We start from the raw sequence: 17,047 nt of genomic DNA, 5'->3' as shown, positions 1-17,047 counted from the left end.
ACAGGGGCTGTGCCCCCCCTGCCCCTCGTCTTTATCGACCGGCGCCAAACGCGCCACAGGTCCTGCGCGCAAAAGCGTTAAACTAAATTGTCTGTATTTCTTTTGCGCGAAACGGCCAACCGTAAGGACTTATTAGCGCAACCCGGACAACTGTTACGGTACTTACGAGTTTCACGAGGTTAGGTGATGAGTACCGAAAATTCCGCTCCGACGTCCGATGTAACCGCAGCCACCGCACGTGCAGGCGAAGCCGAAGCCATGCTGGAAGCTGTAAGCCGGGTTCAAGCCGTGATCGAGTTCGAGCTCGACGGTACAATTCGCTCTGCCAATGAGAATTTCTTGGCGGTCGCGGGTTACAGCCTGGAAGAAATCCAAGGCCAGCATCACAGAATGTTCTGTGACCCCGACTATGCGGCCTCCGACACCTACAAGGACTTCTGGCTGCAACTGGCCATGGGGCAAGCCTCCAGCGGTGAATACCGCCGGATCGGCAAGGGTGGCAAAGTGGTCTGGATCAACGCGTCTTACAACCCGATCTTTGGTGCGGACGGCAAGCCCTATAAAGTTGTGAAATTCGCCACCGACATCACCGCCCAGAAAGAAGCCGAGGCCGTCAACCTGCGCCGCAAGACCGGGTTTGAAAATTCCTCCGTTGCGATGATGACCGTGGATCGTGATTTTCTGGTGCTGGATATCAATACCGCCACCAAAGACCTGCTCTCCAAGAATGCAGACGCCTTTGCGTCTATCTGGCCGGATTTTGACCCCGAAAAAATCATCGGATCCTGCATCGACCAGTTCCACAAAAAACCGGCCCATCAGCGCAAGCTGCTGTCCGATCCCGCAAACCTGCCGTTCAAAACTGACATTACAGTGGGTGATCTGAAATTTGCCCTGAACGTCGACGGCATCTTTGACGCCCAAGGCGAATATCTCGGCAACCTTCTGGAATGGGCGGATGTCACCGAAGCGCGCATGAACACAGGGGTTCTAAACGCGCTGGACCGTGGTCAGGCCGTTATTGAATTCAAACCCGATGGCACCATTACCGGTGCAAACGAAAACTTCCTTGCCGTCACAGGCTATGCGCTGGAAGAGATCCAGGGCAAACACCACAAACTGTTTGTTGACCCCGCATATGGCGAGTCTGACGCCTACAAGGCGTTCTGGACCTGTTTGGCCAAGGGAGAGACCCAGGATGGCCAGTTCAAACGCTTTGGCAAAAGCGGCGACGAAGTCTGGATCCAGGCCAGCTATAACCCCATCGTTGATGGCAATGGCACCGTATTCAAAGTGGTGAAATTCGCCACCGACATCACCGACCAGAAGAAGGCCGAATTTGTGAACCTGCGCCGGAAAACCGGGTTCGAAAATTCATCGGTCGCCATGATGACCGTCGACCGCAACTTTGAAGTGATGGACGTGAACCAGGCCACCACGGCCCTGCTGTCGGACAATAAGGACGTCTTTGCAAGCGTTTGGCCGGACTTTGATCCCGCGAATATGATCGGCACCTGCATCGATCAGTTCCACAAGAACCCGGCACATCAACGCAAACTGTTGTCTGATGCCTCGAACCTGCCGTTCAAAACCGACATCACGCTTGGCGATCTGAAATTCGCCCTCAATGTCGATGGGATCTTTGATGAGGACGGCAACTACGTCGGCAACCTTCTGGAATGGGCGGATGTCACGGAAACCCGCATGAACGCGGGCGTATTGGCTGCACTGGATCATTCACAGGCCATTATCGAGTTCAAACCCGACGGCACCATTACCAATGCCAATGAAAACTTCCTGGCCGTGACCGGCTATGCGCTTGGCGACATCCAGGGTCAGAAGCACCGTATGTTTGTCGAAGAGGCCTATGGCAAATCCGAAGACTACAAGGATTTCTGGAAGGATCTGGCCAGAGGTGAAACCAAAAGCGGCGAGTTCAAACGCTTTGGCAAGGACGGGGCAGAGGTCTGGATTCAGGCAACCTACAACCCGATCTTTGACGGCAATGGCGATGTGTTCAAAGTGGTGAAATTTGCCATCGACATCACCGAACAGGTCAAAATGCGCGAAACCGCCAAGACCCTGTCGCTGGTGGCAAATGAAACCGACAACTCTGTTGTCATTGCCGATGCGTCTGGTCGGATTGAATATGTGAACCCTGGCTTTACCAAGCTCACCGGTTATGAGTTCAAAGAGGTGGTCGGTAAAAAACCCGGCGATCTGCTGCAAGGCCAACACACGGACCCGGAAACAAAGAAACGGATCCGCGAAAAACTGGATGCGCAGAAGCCCTTTTATGATGAGATCCTGAACTACTCCAAAGACGGCGAAGCCTATTGGATTTCACTGGCCATCAACCCGGTCTTTGACACAGACGGCAAGCTGGACAAATTTGTGTCGATCCAGACCAATATCACCGAGGTGAAACTGGAACAGCAGGACTTCAACTGCAAGCTGGAGGCGATCTCCAACGCCAGCGCAGTGATCGAGTTCAAACCTGATGGCACCATTCTGGACGCCAATGAAAACTTTACCGCGACAACCGGCTATGGTCTGGATGAAATCAAAGGCCGTCATCACCGCATGTTCTGCGATAACGCCTATGCCGCCGGGCCAGAATATGCAGCATTCTGGGAACGTTTGCGGTCCGGCATTGCGGACACCGGCAAATACCAGCGCTTTGGTAAAGGCGAAAAGGAAATCTGGCTGAGCGCATCCTATAGCCCGATCTTTGATCAGGAAAACAATGTCATCAAAGTGGTGAAATTCGCCACCGACATCACCCCAACTGTGGAACTGGAACGCGAAGTGTCGCGGATCGCCTCGCAATTTGTGACCCGGTCCGAGGATATTTCCGACCAGGCCAATAAGGTGGCGGAAGGCGCGCAATCGCTGGGCTGCACAACCGAGCAGATCAGCGCCTCGATCGAAGAGCTGAGCGCCTCCATTGACTCCATTGCGCAGAACTCCAAACACTCTGACGAGATCGCCCAAGGCACCCGTGACGAAGCTGATCAAGGTGCCAAAGCCATTGAACGCTCCATCGAATCCATGGAGCTGATCAACAGCTCCTCGGAGGAGATCAATGAGATCGTCAAAGTGATCAGCGAGATTGCCGGGCAAACCAACCTACTGGCGTTCAATGCCGCCATTGAGGCCGCGCGGGCGGGCGAACATGGCCTTGGCTTCTCGGTTGTGGCCGATGAGGTGCGCAAGCTCGCCGAACGGTCGTCGCAAGCCACCAAAGAGATCAGCAAGCTGATCAATGAAACGGTCAAACGCGTCAGCCAAGGCAGCGAAGTGTCCAAAGAAGCAGGCGAGGCCTTCAAAAAGATCCTCTCTGGCATCAAGGACACCACCGACTCGATCAAGCAGATCTCGGTGGCCGCCCGTGAACAGCAAACCGCCGCGCGCGATGTTTCGGACGCGATCCAGAGCATTGTTGATGCCACAGAACAAGCCGTCATTGCGTCGGATGCGATCGCATCGTCGACAAACGAGCTGAACGATGGGGCACAGGAGCTGACGCAGGAAATTGCCAAGCTCGGTCAGTAACTCAGGTCAAGGAGGCACAGTCTCATGCCAGAGAAAGAGATCGAATTGCAAACCAGCAGTTTCAACAAACTGCGTGCGCTCATCCACCAGAAGACCGGGATTACCGTGGCGGACAATCGCAGGGGGCTTTTGCAAAGTCGCCTGCGGGGTCGGCTGCGGGAAACCCAGGAAGACAGTTTCACGTCTTATCTGGACCGGGTCGCCAAAGATGCAAACGAACTGCAAGAGCTGATCGACCGCATCACCACAAACGAAACATATTGTTATCGCACCCCCCGGATCTGGGATTTCTTTCGCGACACGTTTCTTCCGGAGTTTTGCGACAAAAAGCTCCCGCGCCCCATGCGGGCGTGGTCGGCGGCCTCTTCCACCGGGGAAGAGGCCCATACGATCGGCATTTTCTGCGAAGATCAACGCCAGACATCGTCGGGCTTTGACTACGAGGTTTTTGGCACCGACATCTCGTCCCGGGTGGTCCGCAAGGCGCAGGAAGGGCGCTATGTTGGCAAAGCCATTGCCCGGCTTCAGCGCGAGCAACCAACCCTGTTTGAGCGTCATATGACCGGCGACAAAGACGCAGGCTTTGCCGTCAAACCAGAGATCAAATCGCGCCTGACGTTCAAGCTGCACAATCTGATCAAGCCCTTGGGGCCAAGCCAGAAATTCGACATTGTGTTCCTGCGCAATGTACTGATCTATTTCTCTGCGGAAGAACAGGAACGCATCCTGCGCAATGTCGCCCGCCAGATGCAGCCGGACGCTTATCTGATCATCGGTGAAAGCGAGAGCCTGACCCGATTGGACACAGCGTTTCAGCAGGTCTCTCCGCTGATCTACAGCCTGGAAACTGGGTGACCGCATGGATGACACCGACATTGCGGAGCTGCATGTGCGCATTGGTCAGGTCAAGATTGGCCGCCCGGGTCAGGTGCTGACGGCGATCCTTGGCTCCTGCGTGGGCATCGGTTTTCTGCTGCCAGAGCGGCAAGTCTACGGGCTGGCGCATTGCCTTTTGTCCAAATCGGTTGCTGAGCCCACCTCTGCGACACCCGTCGCCAACCGGCGGCTGCACGAAGACGGGCAGGTTGTTGGCAATGGGCGCCATGTGGATAAGGCCATAGAAAGCCTGACAAAAATGATGGAGATCCAGGGGGAAGAACGCCGCAAACTGCGTGTCATTCTGGCGGGCGGTGCAAATATGTCGATGCCACTGGACACACCACCGGCGCAATTGGTCGGCAGCGTGAACGCAAAATTCGCCCGCCAAGCCATTCGAAGCGCCCGGCTGCGGCTTTTGGACGATGATCTGGGGGGGCTGAACGGCCGCCGCATTTCCATCAACTGCGATACCGGGGAATTTGAGATCCTCCAAATCCCCCGCCTTGGAGGCACAAAATGATGACCGAAGATGCCTACGATCTGTCTGAACACGCCCTTGTCTCTGATGACGGCGCGACACAACGGCCGCCAGAAACCACCGCAGGGGAAGACGACCCGCTCTCTGCACAGGCGCGGGAGGTCGAAACCTTTGGGTCTTTTCTGATCGGTGAGATGGAATTTGCGCTGCCCGTCGGTGTGGTTCAGGAGGTGGTGAACGAACCTGAAGAGGTCTCGCCCGTCCCGCTGTCTCCGCCTCATATGATTGGCCTGTTCAATCTGCGCGGTATGATCGTGCCAATGATTGATCTGCGCCAGATTTTTGGCCTCCCTGCGATCGAGGAGCGCGGCGGGCGCAAGATCACCATTATTGAAGACGGCGAAATGCACCTGGGTCTGGTGTTTGACCGCACCGGCGAGGTCATTCACGCGCGCCGCTCGGAACGGGTGGCCTTTCATAGCCGTGAAAACGGCATCAAGGACGTGATCTCTGAAGGTGTGCTCAAACTGGACGAGGGGCGCCGCCTTTTGCAGGTTCTGGATCCCTATGCCATCCTGAAACTGGAAAAGGTCCCGCGTGTGGCCAAGGATGAAACCGCAGCCCGCAACCGCGCCTCCAAAGGCAAACGCCAGCACTGCATTTCCTTTGAGGTCGGCCACAGCAAATACGCGTTTGACCTCGAATACGTTCAGGAAGTGATGGAGGTTCCTGAAATAAAGCATTCGGTGCTGACCCATGGCCATGTGTTGGGCACCATTGACCTGCGCGGGCGGATCGTACCCATCGTTGATTTCCGCGGCTTTGTCGGAAAACAGAAAACCGACAGCAAAAAGGTCGCGGCCTCAACCTCCAATAAGCTGCTGATCATGAACCTCCTCGAGGGGCAGATTGGCCTGCTGGTCTATTCTATCGACAGCATCATCCCTTACTACGCGCAGGACGTGCTGCCGATTTCCAAACTGGCCATGCCACATGAGGCGATCTTTAAGGGCTGCCTTGCGGTCAACAATTCAGATCTGGTCATGCTGTTCGACCATGGGGAGACTATGAAGCAGCCGGATCTGGTGGCGGCCGCTCAATGCTGTCAGGAGCTTTACCCAGACGGCAGCAATGCCGAAGCAGAGGCCCATTCCGCCGTCTCTAAAACGCGCCGGACCTTCATCACCTTTAGTGCCGACACCAATTTCGCGATGGACATTTCCGAGGTGCGCGAAGTGATCGACTGTCCGGACGACCTGATGACACCGCCCAATGCGCCCGAAGCCGTTGCGGGGTTGTTCAATCTGCGCGAAGAAATCATCACGCTGGTCGACTTGCGGCTGCTGTACGGGCTGTCTCCTGCCGGGGCGGCGCGTCAGAAGGTGGTGATCTTCCAATGCGACGGGCAGAAATACGGGATCTTGGTCGATGCCGTGAACGAAATCATCATGACGACCGCCGACAAGGTCCTGCCCTATCAATCAACGGCCACTCAGGGGGGCAGTGCAGCCGCCGCCCACCACGATGTGAGCGAGATGGTTCAGGTCGCAGGGTCAAAAGACCAATCCAAGTCCCTGATGGTTCTGGATGTGGCCGCTTTGGTGCGACACACCATCACGCGCTAACGCCGCGCTCGCTTGGCGATTTGAGGCGTCTCGACCCTGCACACACGGGTCCCTCGCCCCCGCCAGCTAGGGAAAATCCCGAGCAATATTGGCGCAAATCTGAAAGCGGTCGCTGCAGCGGGGTCTTTATTCTGCACGGAGCAAATTGAAACCGTAGCAGGAACGCCAAACCAATGTCGGCCACCCAGAACAAAGTGCGCAGCGCCTTGGATGCATCGCAGCCGGGGTACTCCCTTCCCGGGGCTTTCTACAATGACGAAGATGTCTTCACCGCAGATATCGAGGCGATCTTTTATAAAGAATGGCTTTTTGTTGGGCCCGAATGTGAAATCCCCAATGCCGGGGATTATGTAACCCTGACCGTGCACAACGCCCCAATCATTGTACTGCGCGACAATGAAGGGAAAATTCGTGCGTTTCACAACTCCTGCCGCCACCGCGGATCCCGTCTGTGTGACAAGTCCCGTGGCCACACCGGTCGTCTGGTCTGCCCCTATCACCAATGGACATACGAGCTGACCGGCGAGCTGGTCTCGACCCGGTTTATGGGCGACGATTTTGACGCCGAAAAATTCCCGCTGCAGCCTGTGCATGTGACCTCTGTCGAGGGGCTGCTGTATATCTGCCTGGCCGAAACCCCACCGGATATCGAAAAATTCCGCGACAGCATCACCCCCTATATCCGCCCTCATGATCCGCGCCGCACAAAAATCGTCTTCGAATCTGTGATCGAAGAAGACGCAAATTGGAAACTGGTGATCGAGAACAACCGCGAGTGTTACCACTGCGCGGGCAACCACCCGGAACTGCTGGTGTCGCTGGTGGAAATGGCCCTGCCTGATGATGCGCGTTTCGGGGATGAGTTCCGTATTATGGAAGAGAAAGGCAAGCAGTGGGACGACCTTGGCCTGCCGCATAAGCCTGTGGACGGCGGCAGCGAGTTCCGCTGCATTCGTCTGCCTTTCCGGGAAGGGGCCGTATCGATGACGCTCGACGGCAAACCGGCCTCCAAGAAACTGCTGGGCGATCTGACCGAACAGGATCTTGGCTCGGTCCGTGCCTTCCGCATCCCCAACAACTGGCATCACTTCCTGTCGGAAATGACCATTCACTTCCGTGTTCTGCCGCTGGGCCCGAACAAGACGCAGGTGCGCACCACCTGGTGTGTGCACGAAGATGCGATTGAAGGCTGGGATTACGACATCGAACATCTGTCTCGAGTCTGGGTTGAGACCAACGACCAGGACCGCCGCCTGGCCGAGGAAAACCAGCGCGGCACCCGCTCGCCTGCCTATAAGTCCGGCCCCTATAGCGAAGTGTCCGAATTCATGATCCTGAACTTCCTCGACTGGTATCGCGGCACGCTGGAAGACTGGCTGGGTGGTCCCACAAAACGTCTTGAGGCCGCGGAGTAAACACAGATGGCACTGGATCAAAGCCCCGCCCTGCCGCTGCCGAAACCGGGCCTGCCCCGGTTCGGCGCAGCGCCACGTCAGCTGACGCTGGTGGATCGCACGCAGGACACCTCGGATATTGTGACCTTTACCTTCCGCAACGAAGGCGGCGCGCTGCATTATCTGCCGGGTCAGGCCATTGCGCTGGACCTGCCGATGCCCACAGGCACCGCCACGCGCACCTTCACCCTCTCTTCCGCACCGCTGGGAACTGCTGAGCTTTCGGTCACCGTCAAAGCGGCCCCGGATGCAAATGCGACGCGTTGGATGCATGACCACCTTGAGGTCGGTCAACAGATCACCGGGCGCGGCCCCTTTGGGCAGTTCTCGCTGGCGCATCGCTTTGGCCGACCGCTGTTGCTGGTCGGGGGCGGCAGTGGCTTTACGCCAATGATGTCGATGCTGCGCTGGCTGTTTGCCCGCGGCGAGGCGGTGGATGTGACCGTGGTGCAAGTTGCCCGCCGGGTCGAAGACCTGCTGTACACGCAGGAACTGGCGCATATCGCGGCCAATATGCCCAGCCTCAAGCTGTTCGAAGTTGTGGCCGACCCCGCCCCCGGCGAAAGCTGGCACGGCTATCGCGGACGCCCGGACCGCGCCATGCTGCGCTCTATGGTGCCGGATGCCAGCCGCCGCGAGGCCTATTGCTGTGGCCCACAGGGCTTTATGGATCAGATCCGGCGATGCCTTGTGGCCGAGGGGCTGTCCCCCGCACATTTCCACACGGAAAGCTTTGGCCTCACAGCCCCCAAGGCCCAGCCCGTCGGCAAGGCCGTGGAACAGGGCACGGGCCACAAGGTCACCATGCGCGGCCGCACCTTTGAGGTCGCCGCAGATCAGCCGCTTTCGGCCGCGCTGGCTGGCGAGAACATTCGCGTGCCCACGGGCTGTGGCGCCGGGCAATGCGGCACCTGCAAACTGCGCCTCGTGGACGGCGCGGTCGATATGCGCCAAGATGGGGGCCTGTCAGACCATGAGGTGGCCCAAGGGTTGATCCTGGCCTGCTGTTCGACCGCAAAAGGACCAATCACCCTTGAGGATGCGTCCTGATCCGCCCTGCAAAAAAGGCTGCGCGAGGCTGGCCCCTGTCCAGCCTCCGACCAAAGTGATGAAGACCGCATGACACACCAAAAGCAGCCTCCGACAGACCGGCCTCTGCTCATGGAATTTGTCCTCTTGGACGATGTCTCCATGCTGTCGGTGACCTCTGCCATTGAACCTCTGCGTGTCGCGAACCGGCTTGCGGGGCGTGCCTGTTATGACTGGCGTGTCGTCAGTCTGGATGGGGCACCTATTCGGGCGTCCAATGGGCTGACCCTGGAAAGCAATGGCGCAATTGGCGAAGGCCCCCTGCCCGACTACACCTTCATCTGCGCAGGCCTCTGCGTGGATGTGGAAAATCCCAATCGGTTGCTGGCCTTTTTGAGCCGGCGTCACGCTGCGGGCGTGACCATTGGGGCCATTTCCATGGGGACGGTTCTTTTGGCGCGCGCCGGTCTTCTGCGGGGCCGGACCTGTACATTGCACTGGGAAAGCCTGCCCGCGTTTCGCGACGACAACCCCGACATCACTGTGACAGATGCGATCTACGAAATCGATGGTCGCATTGTCAGCTGTTCGGGCGGCATGGCGTCGCTGGATCTGATGCTGGCGCTGATCGGGCAGGACCATAACAAACGCCTGGTGGATTCCATCGCCAACCAGCTGCAGCTGAACCGCATTCGCACCGACAAGGTGGTCCAATCCACAGGGGCCTCGCGCCTGCCGGACACCGCACCCAAGCAGTTGCGCCTAGCTTGCGCGATTCTCTCAGAGAACATGGAAACGCCGCTGACCCTGCCGGATCTGGCCAAATCCGTTGGCACCAGTCGCCGCACCCTGGAACGTATGTTTGCCAAACACACGGGCATGACGCCCGCGAAATTTGCCAAAACGCAGCGTCTGGAACGGGCGCGCGCCTTGCTGATCAACAGCAATCTGGCACTGCTGGACATTGCGGTGATGACGGGCTTTCGCTCTGCTGCGCATTTTTCATCAAGCTTTTCAGCCCATTTCGACATCGCCCCGTCCCTGTTGCGGCAGTCCGCCCCCTGACAAGGCCGCGCCTCGGCGACAGTCGCGATCCCTGCGACAGCGCCCCAAGTGTTGGCCTGTCCAAGGGGGGTACAGCTTTTGGATCGGACTACGCTTATAAGCCACAAAATGGCGATAAATCGCCAATCTGGCGGGTCATACCAAGGCGTTCTACCTAGCGGTAAGGGCGATTTGGTATTTTAAGCCCACAGCCGTGTTTTGGGCTGTGTTGCTTTGTTAAAGAGGACCCTCCTATGCCCCTTCCGATACCAGATTCCCCGGTTGAAGCCGGGTTTGCCGCGTCGCTCAACCTCGGGCGAAATGAAGCCGAAGACATGAGCATTGATGGCGGCTTTGCCGTGCGCTCCAACCCGCATGCATCAAGCGATAAATTCCTGCAGGCGACCGCCGATATCTCGCGGGCGGGCGGGGTGTTTGATGGCGCGGCAGGCACCTATGATCTCACCGTCGGATATTTTGATGAAACCGATGGCGTATCCTGCATGGAGGTCGTGGTGAATGGCGTTGTGGTCGACAGTTTCGACTGGGACAGCACCGCAGGCCGTGATCTTGTGACGCCCAGTGGCCTTCAGGAACAGATCGTCGCATCGGTCTGGCTTGAACCCGGCGACCTCGTGGTCCTGCGCGGTCGCCGTGATGGCGGGGAGCCGCTGCGCACGGATTACCTTGATATTGCACCGTCAGACGGACCTCCGCCCCCTCCGCCCAGCTCGGATCCTTTTGTGATCGAAGCTGAAACGCTCGAGATCCTGTCTGGTTTCAAAGTGGTCAGCAACCCCGTTGCTTCGGATGACGCCTTTCTTCAAGCCAAGAAAAATGTCGAAGCGCGCGCGTGTCATACCGTTGAACAGGCGGGAACTTTTGACCTGACGATTGGCTATTTTGATGAAACCGACGGCATGTCCAACATGCGTGTGCTGGTCAACGGCGTCGAGGTCGATAACTTCGACTGGGACAGCGCCAGCGGCAGCAGTGTTGCCAATGCCGCCAGCCGCGCAGAGCGCAAAATTGAAGATCTGGAACTTGCAGTCGGCGACAAAATCGAACTGGTCGGCATGTCCGACGGCAAGGAACCCCTGCGCACCGACTTCCTGCGGTTTGAACCAACCTCAGCCCCGCCCCCCGCGCCCCCCTCTGCGGATGTCTGGTTTGTCGACGGCAGTGAGGTCAAACTGGGCCTCAATGACGGCGATGGCACCTTTACCATCCGCGCCACCGGGATCACACCGGGCAGCGAAGGCACCGTCGCCGCCGATTTTGACGGCAATGGATCGATCGACTTTCTGACACTGAACGTCACCGTGCCACCCGACCCCGGCGTCACCGACATATTCACGTTCGAGACCACATTGCATGCCAACGACGGCAGTGCTGTGTTCACGGATTCCAATGTCTCATCGATCACCACCAGTGCCCTGTTTCCAAACATCTTCTTTGACGGAGAAGCGCTGATCGCCCATGACGCACGGGATGTGGACGGCGATGGGGATGCGGATGTTCTGGCCATTGATGAGAACGGCGACACGGCCTTTCTGCTGGAAAACGACGGCTCTGGAAATTTCTCGGTGCTGACCCGAAGCGCGATTGCCTCGGCTTTTGGTCTGGAAGCGCTGATTGGGGAATTCACCGGGGACACCGCCGGTGACATTGTGGTGCTGACCGGGCCGGACCCCAGCAGCGTGGACATCTACGTCAATGATGGGGTTGGCAACCTGACTGCGGCTGGCAGCCGCGGGCCGTCTCCGGAAACCCATTTCGACGGCGAAATCCTTGATCTCGATGGCGACGGAGACCTGGACGTGCTGTTTGTGGCCAATGGCGAGGGGCGCGGGATCTTTGCGCTGCTCAACGATGGTACCGGCAACACCGAAGCCGGAGCTTTCCCGGGCGTGGACGTCGATGAAGACGGACTGGTGGGGCTGGTCGAAGGCGGCAATTTCGATGGCGACGACACCATCGAAATCATCAGTGCCGGCGCCAGCGACAGCTCCCTTGCGCCGGGCCTGCGGGTTTATGAATTTGTGGACACCGGCGGCGGCAAGGACTTTGTGCTGCAGTCCTTTGACCCGACCATCACCGGCAATGTGCACACTGCAGCCGACTATGACGGGGATGGTGATCTGGACCTGCTGCTGTCCACGGATGCGATGCCCAACACCCTGTCGCTCTTGGAAAATGACGGCAATGCCGTTTTCACCAACACCGGCGTTGTTCTGGCAACAGATGACGTCGCGGATGAGACCTATTTCTTCGACGACACCCCTCTCGTCTAAGGTCCATCCAACATGCGGGCCGGGTTGACCCTCACCCGGCCCGCATGGCGACGGCGCAGATCACGGCCGTGCGGGAACCCATTGTTTGACCCGCACCGCGAGATGCCGCTACATCAGCGCCATGACCCATTCTCCGATCCTCTGGTCCTTTCGCCGCTGCCCCTATGCCATGCGGGCCCGCCTCGCCATCCTCAGCGCAGGCCTGCAGGTCGAGCTCCGCGACATCCAGCGCCTGCGGGACAAGCCGCAGGCCTTTCTGGACACCTCGCCCACCGCAACCGTGCCCTGCCTGAACCTCGGCACGAAGGTGATTGATGAAAGTCTGGATATTATGATCTGGGCGCTGGAGCAGCGCGACCCGCAACAGCTTTTGGATATGCCTGCTGAAGGGTGGGAGCTGATCGCGCGCAATGACGGCCCCTTCAAAGCGGCGCTGGATCACAGCAAATACGCAACCCGCTACCCAGATCTGAACCCCGATGAAGAAAGGGAGAAGGCCGCCGCAGTTCTGTTCGACCTCAACCGCCGCCTGAGCGGGCAGGCTTGGCTATTGGGCGCAGCGCCGCGTCTTGCGGATTTTGCCATTCTGCCCTTTGTGCGCCAGTTCGCCTTTATTGACCGGGCTTGGTTTGACGCGCAGGATTGGCCGCATATGCGCGGCTGGCTGGACCGGTTTCTGACCAGCCCCGCCTTTGCCACCGTAATGGAAAAGCACAGCCCTTGGGCCGAGGACACGCCGCCGATCTGGTTCGGCGGCGCGTGATCGTCAGCCTGCTTTGGGGCGGAGGGATTGGCCATTTGCAAACAGATGCACCTTGGCCGGATCTGCTGCCAGTTTGACCGCAACACCGCGCAGGTCTTTGTGGATACCCGGCAGTTTTGCGATCAGCTGGTCGCCGCCATCGGGACGATCCACATAGAGCAGGGTGACCTCGCCCAGCGCCTCGGTGAAATCGACGGAGCCTTCAAACAGCGTGTCAGCGTCGGACTGCACCAGATCCTCGGGACGGACCCCGACATTGACGCGCAGGCCCTGCTGGTCAGGGCGGGTCGGAATGGTTGAAACCGCCGTCCCCCCGGCATCCAGTGCAATGGTCGTGGTCGCGCCTGTTGCAACAATTTGACCGGGCAGCAGGTTCATCGCCGGAGAGCCGATAAACTGCGCCACAAATTCGTTTTCCGGGGTCTCGTACAGCTCAAGCGGCGTGCCGACCTGTGCAATGCCTTTGTTCGCCAGAACCACAATCCGGCTGGCCAGCGTCATCGCCTCGACCTGATCATGGGTCACATAGATCATGGTGCTGTCGGGCATGCTTTCCTTCAGCCGCGCGATCTCGATCCGTGTCGCAACCCGCAAGGCGGCATCCAGATTGGAGAGCGGCTCGTCAAACAGATAGACCTTGGGATCGCGCACAATCGACCGACCAATGGCCACCCGCTGGCGCTGACCGCCCGAAAGGGCCTTGGGCAGACGGTCCAGATAGTCCTCGAGTTGCAGGATCTTGGCCGCGCGTCCAATCGCGGCGTCGATTTCAGCTTTGGGTTTCTTGGCGATCTTCAGGGCAAAGGCCATGTTTTCGCGCACGGTGAGATGCGGGTACAGCGCATAAGACTGGAACACCATGGCGATCCCCCGCTGTGCGGGGGGCACGTCATTCATGACATCGCCTTCAATCTCTAGCGTGCCGCCCGTGATCCGTTCGAGCCCGGCAATCATTCGCAGCAGGGTCGACTTCCCGCAGCCCGACGGGCCAACAAAGACGATCAGTTCGCCTTTTTCAATGTCGAGGTTGATGTCCCGCAGCACATCAACCGAGCCCGCATAGGTCTTGGCCACATTTGTCAGCTTCAGCTCTGCCATGGGGTCATGCGTCCTTTTTCTCAGCGATGATAAAGCCCCAAGGCTCCAGATCGCCTTGCGGGGCCTGACCGCCCAGTTCTGCGGCCACAGACACCCAGTTGCCAGCGGGCAATGTGGTGGTCACGGGCGCATCAGACAGGTTCAAAACACAAAGCACCTCAGCCCCTTCGTGTCTACGGATCATGCTCAGCACATTGCCGGTGGCGTCCATCCATGTGGTTTCGCCAAGCGACAGGGCAGGATGGGCTTTGCGCAGGGCAATGGCGCGACGGTAGTGATGCAAAAGGGCCTCGGGGTCTTGTTCCTGTCGGTCAACCGCCTTGGCCGCCTGTGCGGGGCTGACGGGCAGCCATGTCTTGGCCGCGCCAAAGCCTGCGTTTTCCGCCTGCGTTTCCCAGACCATTGGCGTGCGACAGCCATCGCGGCCCTTGAATTCAGGCCAGAATTCAATGCCATAGGGGTCCTGCAGATCCTCAAAAGCCACGTCTGCCTCTTCCAGCCCCAGCTCTTCGCCCTGATACAGGCAGGCAGAGCCGCGCAGGCACATCATCAGGGTGATATGCGTGCGCAGGGCCGCGTCCGACAAGTCCCAGCGCGAGGCAAAACGTTTGACGTCATGGTTGGAAAACGCCCAGCAGGCCCAGGCTTCAGGTGCGACATCATCCAGCCGGTCAAAGACCTGCTTCACATAAGCTGCGGTCAGCGGTTTGCTTTCAAGGAACTCAAACGCGTAACACATGTGCATGCGGTTCTCGCCGCTGGTGTATTCGCCCATGATCTCCAGGCCGCGTTGGGCATCGCCCACCTCGCCCAGACAGGCGCGGTCGTCATATTCGTCGCACAGCGCCCGCAGCCGTTCGAGGAACACGAGGTTCTCGGGCTGGTTCTTGGAATAGAGATGATCCTGATAGTTGTAAGGGTTGACCGAGGGCGCAATAGAGGCGTTGCGTGCATCAGCGCTCAGCGCCGGGTTGTTGCGCAGCTGGGCGTCGTGGAAATAGAAGTTGATGGTGTCCAGACGGAACCCATCCACCCCCAGCTCCAGCCAGAAGCGCGCCACATCCAGCAGCGCATCCTGCACATCCGGACAATGGAAGTTCAGATCCGGCTGCGTGCTCAGGAAGTTGTGCAGGTAATATTGTTCGCGGCGGGTGTCCCACTGCCAAGCCGAGCCGCCAAAGATCGACAACCAGTTGTTCGGCGGCGTGCCGTCGGGCTTTGCATCGGCCCAGACGTACCAATCGGATTTCTCATTGTCGCGGCTGGCGCGGCTGGCGGCGAACCAAGGATGCTGGTCCGAGCTGTGCGACATCACCAGATCGATCATCACCCGCAGGCCAAGATTATGCGCGGTGCGCAGCAGTTCAGAAAAATCATCCAGAGTGCCGAACATCGGGTCCACGTCGCGGTAATCGCTGACGTCATAGCCAAAGTCCTTCATCGGCGATTTGAAGAAGGGCGAAATCCAGATCGCATCCACCCCAAGCGAGGCAATATAGGGCAGACGCTGGGTGATCCCCGGCAGATCGCCAATGCCATCACCATTGCTGTCCTGGAACGACCGCGGATAGATCTGATAAATGACACCGCCTTTCCACCAGTTGGGGTTGGCTGCGAGAGCGGGGGACTGTTCAAGCGAAGTTTGCATGTTCATCAGGCACCTTGACCTATGTTTACTTGACGGAGCCAGCCAGAAGGCCGCGCACCAGATAGCGTTGCATTGCGAAGAAGACCGCCAGCGGCACGGCAATGGACACAAAGGCCGCCGTGGCGAGGATCTCCCAGTTGCCACCGCGCGTGCCCAGCATTTCGACAATGCGGGCCGTCATGACGGTGGTCTGACCGGTGGAGTCGATCAGGAAGACTTTGGCGACCAGAAGATCGTTCCACGTCCATAGGAACTGGAAGATCGCAAAAGACGCCAAAGCCGGAAAGCTGAGGGGCAGGATCAGCTTGGTGAAAATCTGAAATTCGCTGGCCCCATCGACACGGGCGTTTTCAATCAGGTCGCGCGGCAGCCCAGCCATGTAGTTCCGCAGCAGGTAGATCGCCAATGGCATGCCAAAGCCGGTGTGCGCCAGCCAAACCCCCAGATACCCTTTGCCGATGCCAATCCCGAGGTGCAGCTTCAACAGCGGGATCAGCGCCAGTTGCAGGGGCACCACCAGAAGGCCCACAATGATAGCGATCAGCAGCGCCCGGCCCGGAAACTCCATCCACGCCAGCGCATAGGCTGCAAAGGCCGCAACAAGGATCGGAATGATCGTCGCCGGGATGGTCACGGTGAGCGTATTGATAAACGCCTCGCCCATGCCTTCGCCCTGCCCCGCTTTGAACAGCAGGTTGTTATAGTTCTCCAGCGTAAATTCGGGCGGCACCACAGCCGAGACAAACACCCGCTGCCCGCGTTTGCCCGAGAAGGGCTCTGTGTTTTCCATCCGGTAGCCGCCGTCCGGCGACAGGGTGAGCGTCCCGCCTTTGCGCAGTTCTGCGGTGTCGCCCGTGCGGAAGGCATCGACCTCACGGGAACTGACACCCCAGGCGCGTAGGTCCAGCGGGTCGCCACCTTCAAACAGATTGCCCTCGACCACATAAAATCCACCCTCTTCCACCTGCGTATCAGGTGCCGCGGTGCGGAAGGTCAGGGTCTGCTCGGACGCGCCCAGCGCGCGCCACCAGCCCGAGGCCGAGATCTGATCGCCCGTGCGAAAGGACGACACAAACAGACCTACGGTGGGAAACAGCCACAGCGCAACAAGCGCCGCGACGGTGATATGTACGATCCACGTGAGCGAGGATCGCTTTCCTGCGATATTGTCCATTTGGGC

At 58.7% G+C, this 17,047-nt stretch carries 12 protein-coding genes; 9 read left to right on the top strand and 3 right to left on the bottom strand.

Translation table 11 applies throughout. From position 1 onward, the window contains the following. The first annotated feature begins 186 nt into the window (after positions 1-186). The 9 genes from TRM7557_RS19655 to TRM7557_RS13675 all read left to right on the top strand — a co-directional run bounded on the left by TRM7557_RS19655 (position 187) and on the right by TRM7557_RS13675 (position 13,121). Positions 187-3,555 (top strand): PAS domain S-box protein, encoded by a 3,369-nt coding sequence (locus tag TRM7557_RS19655; RefSeq protein WP_082626616.1) that lies wholly within the window; start codon positions 187-189, stop codon positions 3,553-3,555. Between the two features lie 24 nt (positions 3,556-3,579). Further along, positions 3,580-4,410 carry a CheR family methyltransferase gene (locus TRM7557_RS13710; RefSeq protein ID WP_058290796.1) on the top strand — a complete coding sequence of 277 codons (831 nt, stop codon included), beginning with the start codon at positions 3,580-3,582 and terminating at the stop codon, positions 4,408-4,410. A gap of 4 nt (positions 4,411-4,414) precedes the next feature. Further along, on the top strand, positions 4,415-4,954 hold the full coding sequence (locus TRM7557_RS13705) for a chemotaxis protein CheD (protein WP_058290795.1): 540 nt from the start codon (positions 4,415-4,417) through the stop codon (positions 4,952-4,954). Continuing rightward, positions 4,951-6,537, top strand: coding sequence for a chemotaxis protein CheW (locus TRM7557_RS13700; protein WP_235811478.1), 1,587 nt, complete (start codon positions 4,951-4,953; stop codon positions 6,535-6,537). The genes TRM7557_RS13705 and TRM7557_RS13700 overlap by 4 nt, the downstream gene beginning before the upstream one ends. A gap of 173 nt (positions 6,538-6,710) precedes the next feature. After that, positions 6,711-7,952 (top strand): aromatic ring-hydroxylating oxygenase subunit alpha, encoded by a 1,242-nt coding sequence (locus tag TRM7557_RS13695; RefSeq protein WP_058290793.1) that lies wholly within the window; start codon positions 6,711-6,713, stop codon positions 7,950-7,952. 6 nt (positions 7,953-7,958) lie between these two features. After that, the gene (locus tag TRM7557_RS13690; RefSeq protein ID WP_058290792.1) at positions 7,959-9,041 is read left to right on the top strand and encodes an FAD-binding oxidoreductase; all 1,083 of its coding nucleotides are present in this window, start codon (positions 7,959-7,961) and stop codon (positions 9,039-9,041) included. A gap of 111 nt (positions 9,042-9,152) precedes the next feature. Then, positions 9,153-10,085 carry a GlxA family transcriptional regulator gene (locus TRM7557_RS13685; RefSeq protein WP_058290791.1) on the top strand — a complete coding sequence of 311 codons (933 nt, stop codon included), beginning with the start codon at positions 9,153-9,155 and terminating at the stop codon, positions 10,083-10,085. 233 nt (positions 10,086-10,318) lie between these two features. Beyond that, positions 10,319-12,358, top strand: coding sequence for an FG-GAP-like repeat-containing protein (locus TRM7557_RS13680; protein ID WP_058290790.1), 2,040 nt, complete (start codon positions 10,319-10,321; stop codon positions 12,356-12,358). 121 nt (positions 12,359-12,479) lie between these two features. Then, positions 12,480-13,121, top strand: coding sequence for a glutathione S-transferase (locus TRM7557_RS13675; RefSeq protein ID WP_058290789.1), 642 nt, complete (start codon positions 12,480-12,482; stop codon positions 13,119-13,121). A gap of 3 nt (positions 13,122-13,124) precedes the next feature. On the opposite strand, the gene TRM7557_RS13670 is transcribed toward TRM7557_RS13675, so the two are convergent. The 3 genes from TRM7557_RS13670 to TRM7557_RS13660 are packed head-to-tail and all read right to left on the bottom strand — an operon-like array spanning position 13,125 to position 17,041. After that, a complete protein-coding gene (locus TRM7557_RS13670; RefSeq protein WP_058290788.1) occupies positions 13,125-14,219 on the bottom strand; it encodes an ABC transporter ATP-binding protein in 1,095 nt (364 codons plus the stop codon). Between the two features lie 4 nt (positions 14,220-14,223). Beyond that, complete coding sequence (locus TRM7557_RS13665; protein WP_058290787.1) at positions 14,224-15,873, bottom strand: alpha-amylase family glycosyl hydrolase; 1,650 nt, start codon at positions 15,871-15,873, stop codon at positions 14,224-14,226. A gap of 19 nt (positions 15,874-15,892) precedes the next feature. Beyond that, positions 15,893-17,041, bottom strand: a complete 1,149-nt coding sequence (locus TRM7557_RS13660) for a carbohydrate ABC transporter permease (RefSeq protein ID WP_058290786.1) — start codon at positions 17,039-17,041, stop codon at positions 15,893-15,895. Between the last annotated feature and the right edge of the window lie 6 nt (positions 17,042-17,047).

The sequence above is a fragment of the Tritonibacter multivorans genome (assembly GCF_001458415.1).
Taxonomy (GTDB): Bacteria; Pseudomonadota; Alphaproteobacteria; order Rhodobacterales; family Rhodobacteraceae; genus Epibacterium; species Epibacterium multivorans.
The sequence above is the reverse complement of the archived record's forward strand: the minus strand, read 5'-3'. Positions and strand labels throughout refer to the sequence as shown.

Excerpts from the sequence above, each read along its gene's own strand:
- TRM7557_RS19655 (WP_082626616.1), top strand. The coding sequence starts at position 187 with ATGAGTACCGAAAATTCCGCTCCGACGTCCGATGTAACCGCAGCCACC.
- TRM7557_RS13710 (WP_058290796.1), top strand. The coding sequence starts at position 3,580 with ATGCCAGAGAAAGAGATCGAATTGCAAACCAGCAGTTTCAACAAACTG.
- TRM7557_RS13705 (WP_058290795.1), top strand. The coding sequence starts at position 4,415 with ATGGATGACACCGACATTGCGGAGCTGCATGTGCGCATTGGTCAGGTC.
- TRM7557_RS13700 (WP_235811478.1), top strand. The coding sequence starts at position 4,951 with ATGATGACCGAAGATGCCTACGATCTGTCTGAACACGCCCTTGTCTCT.
- TRM7557_RS13695 (WP_058290793.1), top strand. The coding sequence starts at position 6,711 with ATGTCGGCCACCCAGAACAAAGTGCGCAGCGCCTTGGATGCATCGCAG.
- TRM7557_RS13690 (WP_058290792.1), top strand. The coding sequence starts at position 7,959 with ATGGCACTGGATCAAAGCCCCGCCCTGCCGCTGCCGAAACCGGGCCTG.
- TRM7557_RS13685 (WP_058290791.1), top strand. The coding sequence starts at position 9,153 with ATGGAATTTGTCCTCTTGGACGATGTCTCCATGCTGTCGGTGACCTCT.
- TRM7557_RS13680 (WP_058290790.1), top strand. The coding sequence starts at position 10,319 with ATGCCCCTTCCGATACCAGATTCCCCGGTTGAAGCCGGGTTTGCCGCG.
- TRM7557_RS13675 (WP_058290789.1), top strand. The coding sequence starts at position 12,480 with ATGACCCATTCTCCGATCCTCTGGTCCTTTCGCCGCTGCCCCTATGCC.
- TRM7557_RS13670 (WP_058290788.1), bottom strand. The coding sequence starts at position 14,219 with ATGGCAGAGCTGAAGCTGACAAATGTGGCCAAGACCTATGCGGGCTCG.
- TRM7557_RS13665 (WP_058290787.1), bottom strand. The coding sequence starts at position 15,873 with ATGAACATGCAAACTTCGCTTGAACAGTCCCCCGCTCTCGCAGCCAAC.
- TRM7557_RS13660 (WP_058290786.1), bottom strand. The coding sequence starts at position 17,041 with ATGGACAATATCGCAGGAAAGCGATCCTCGCTCACGTGGATCGTACAT.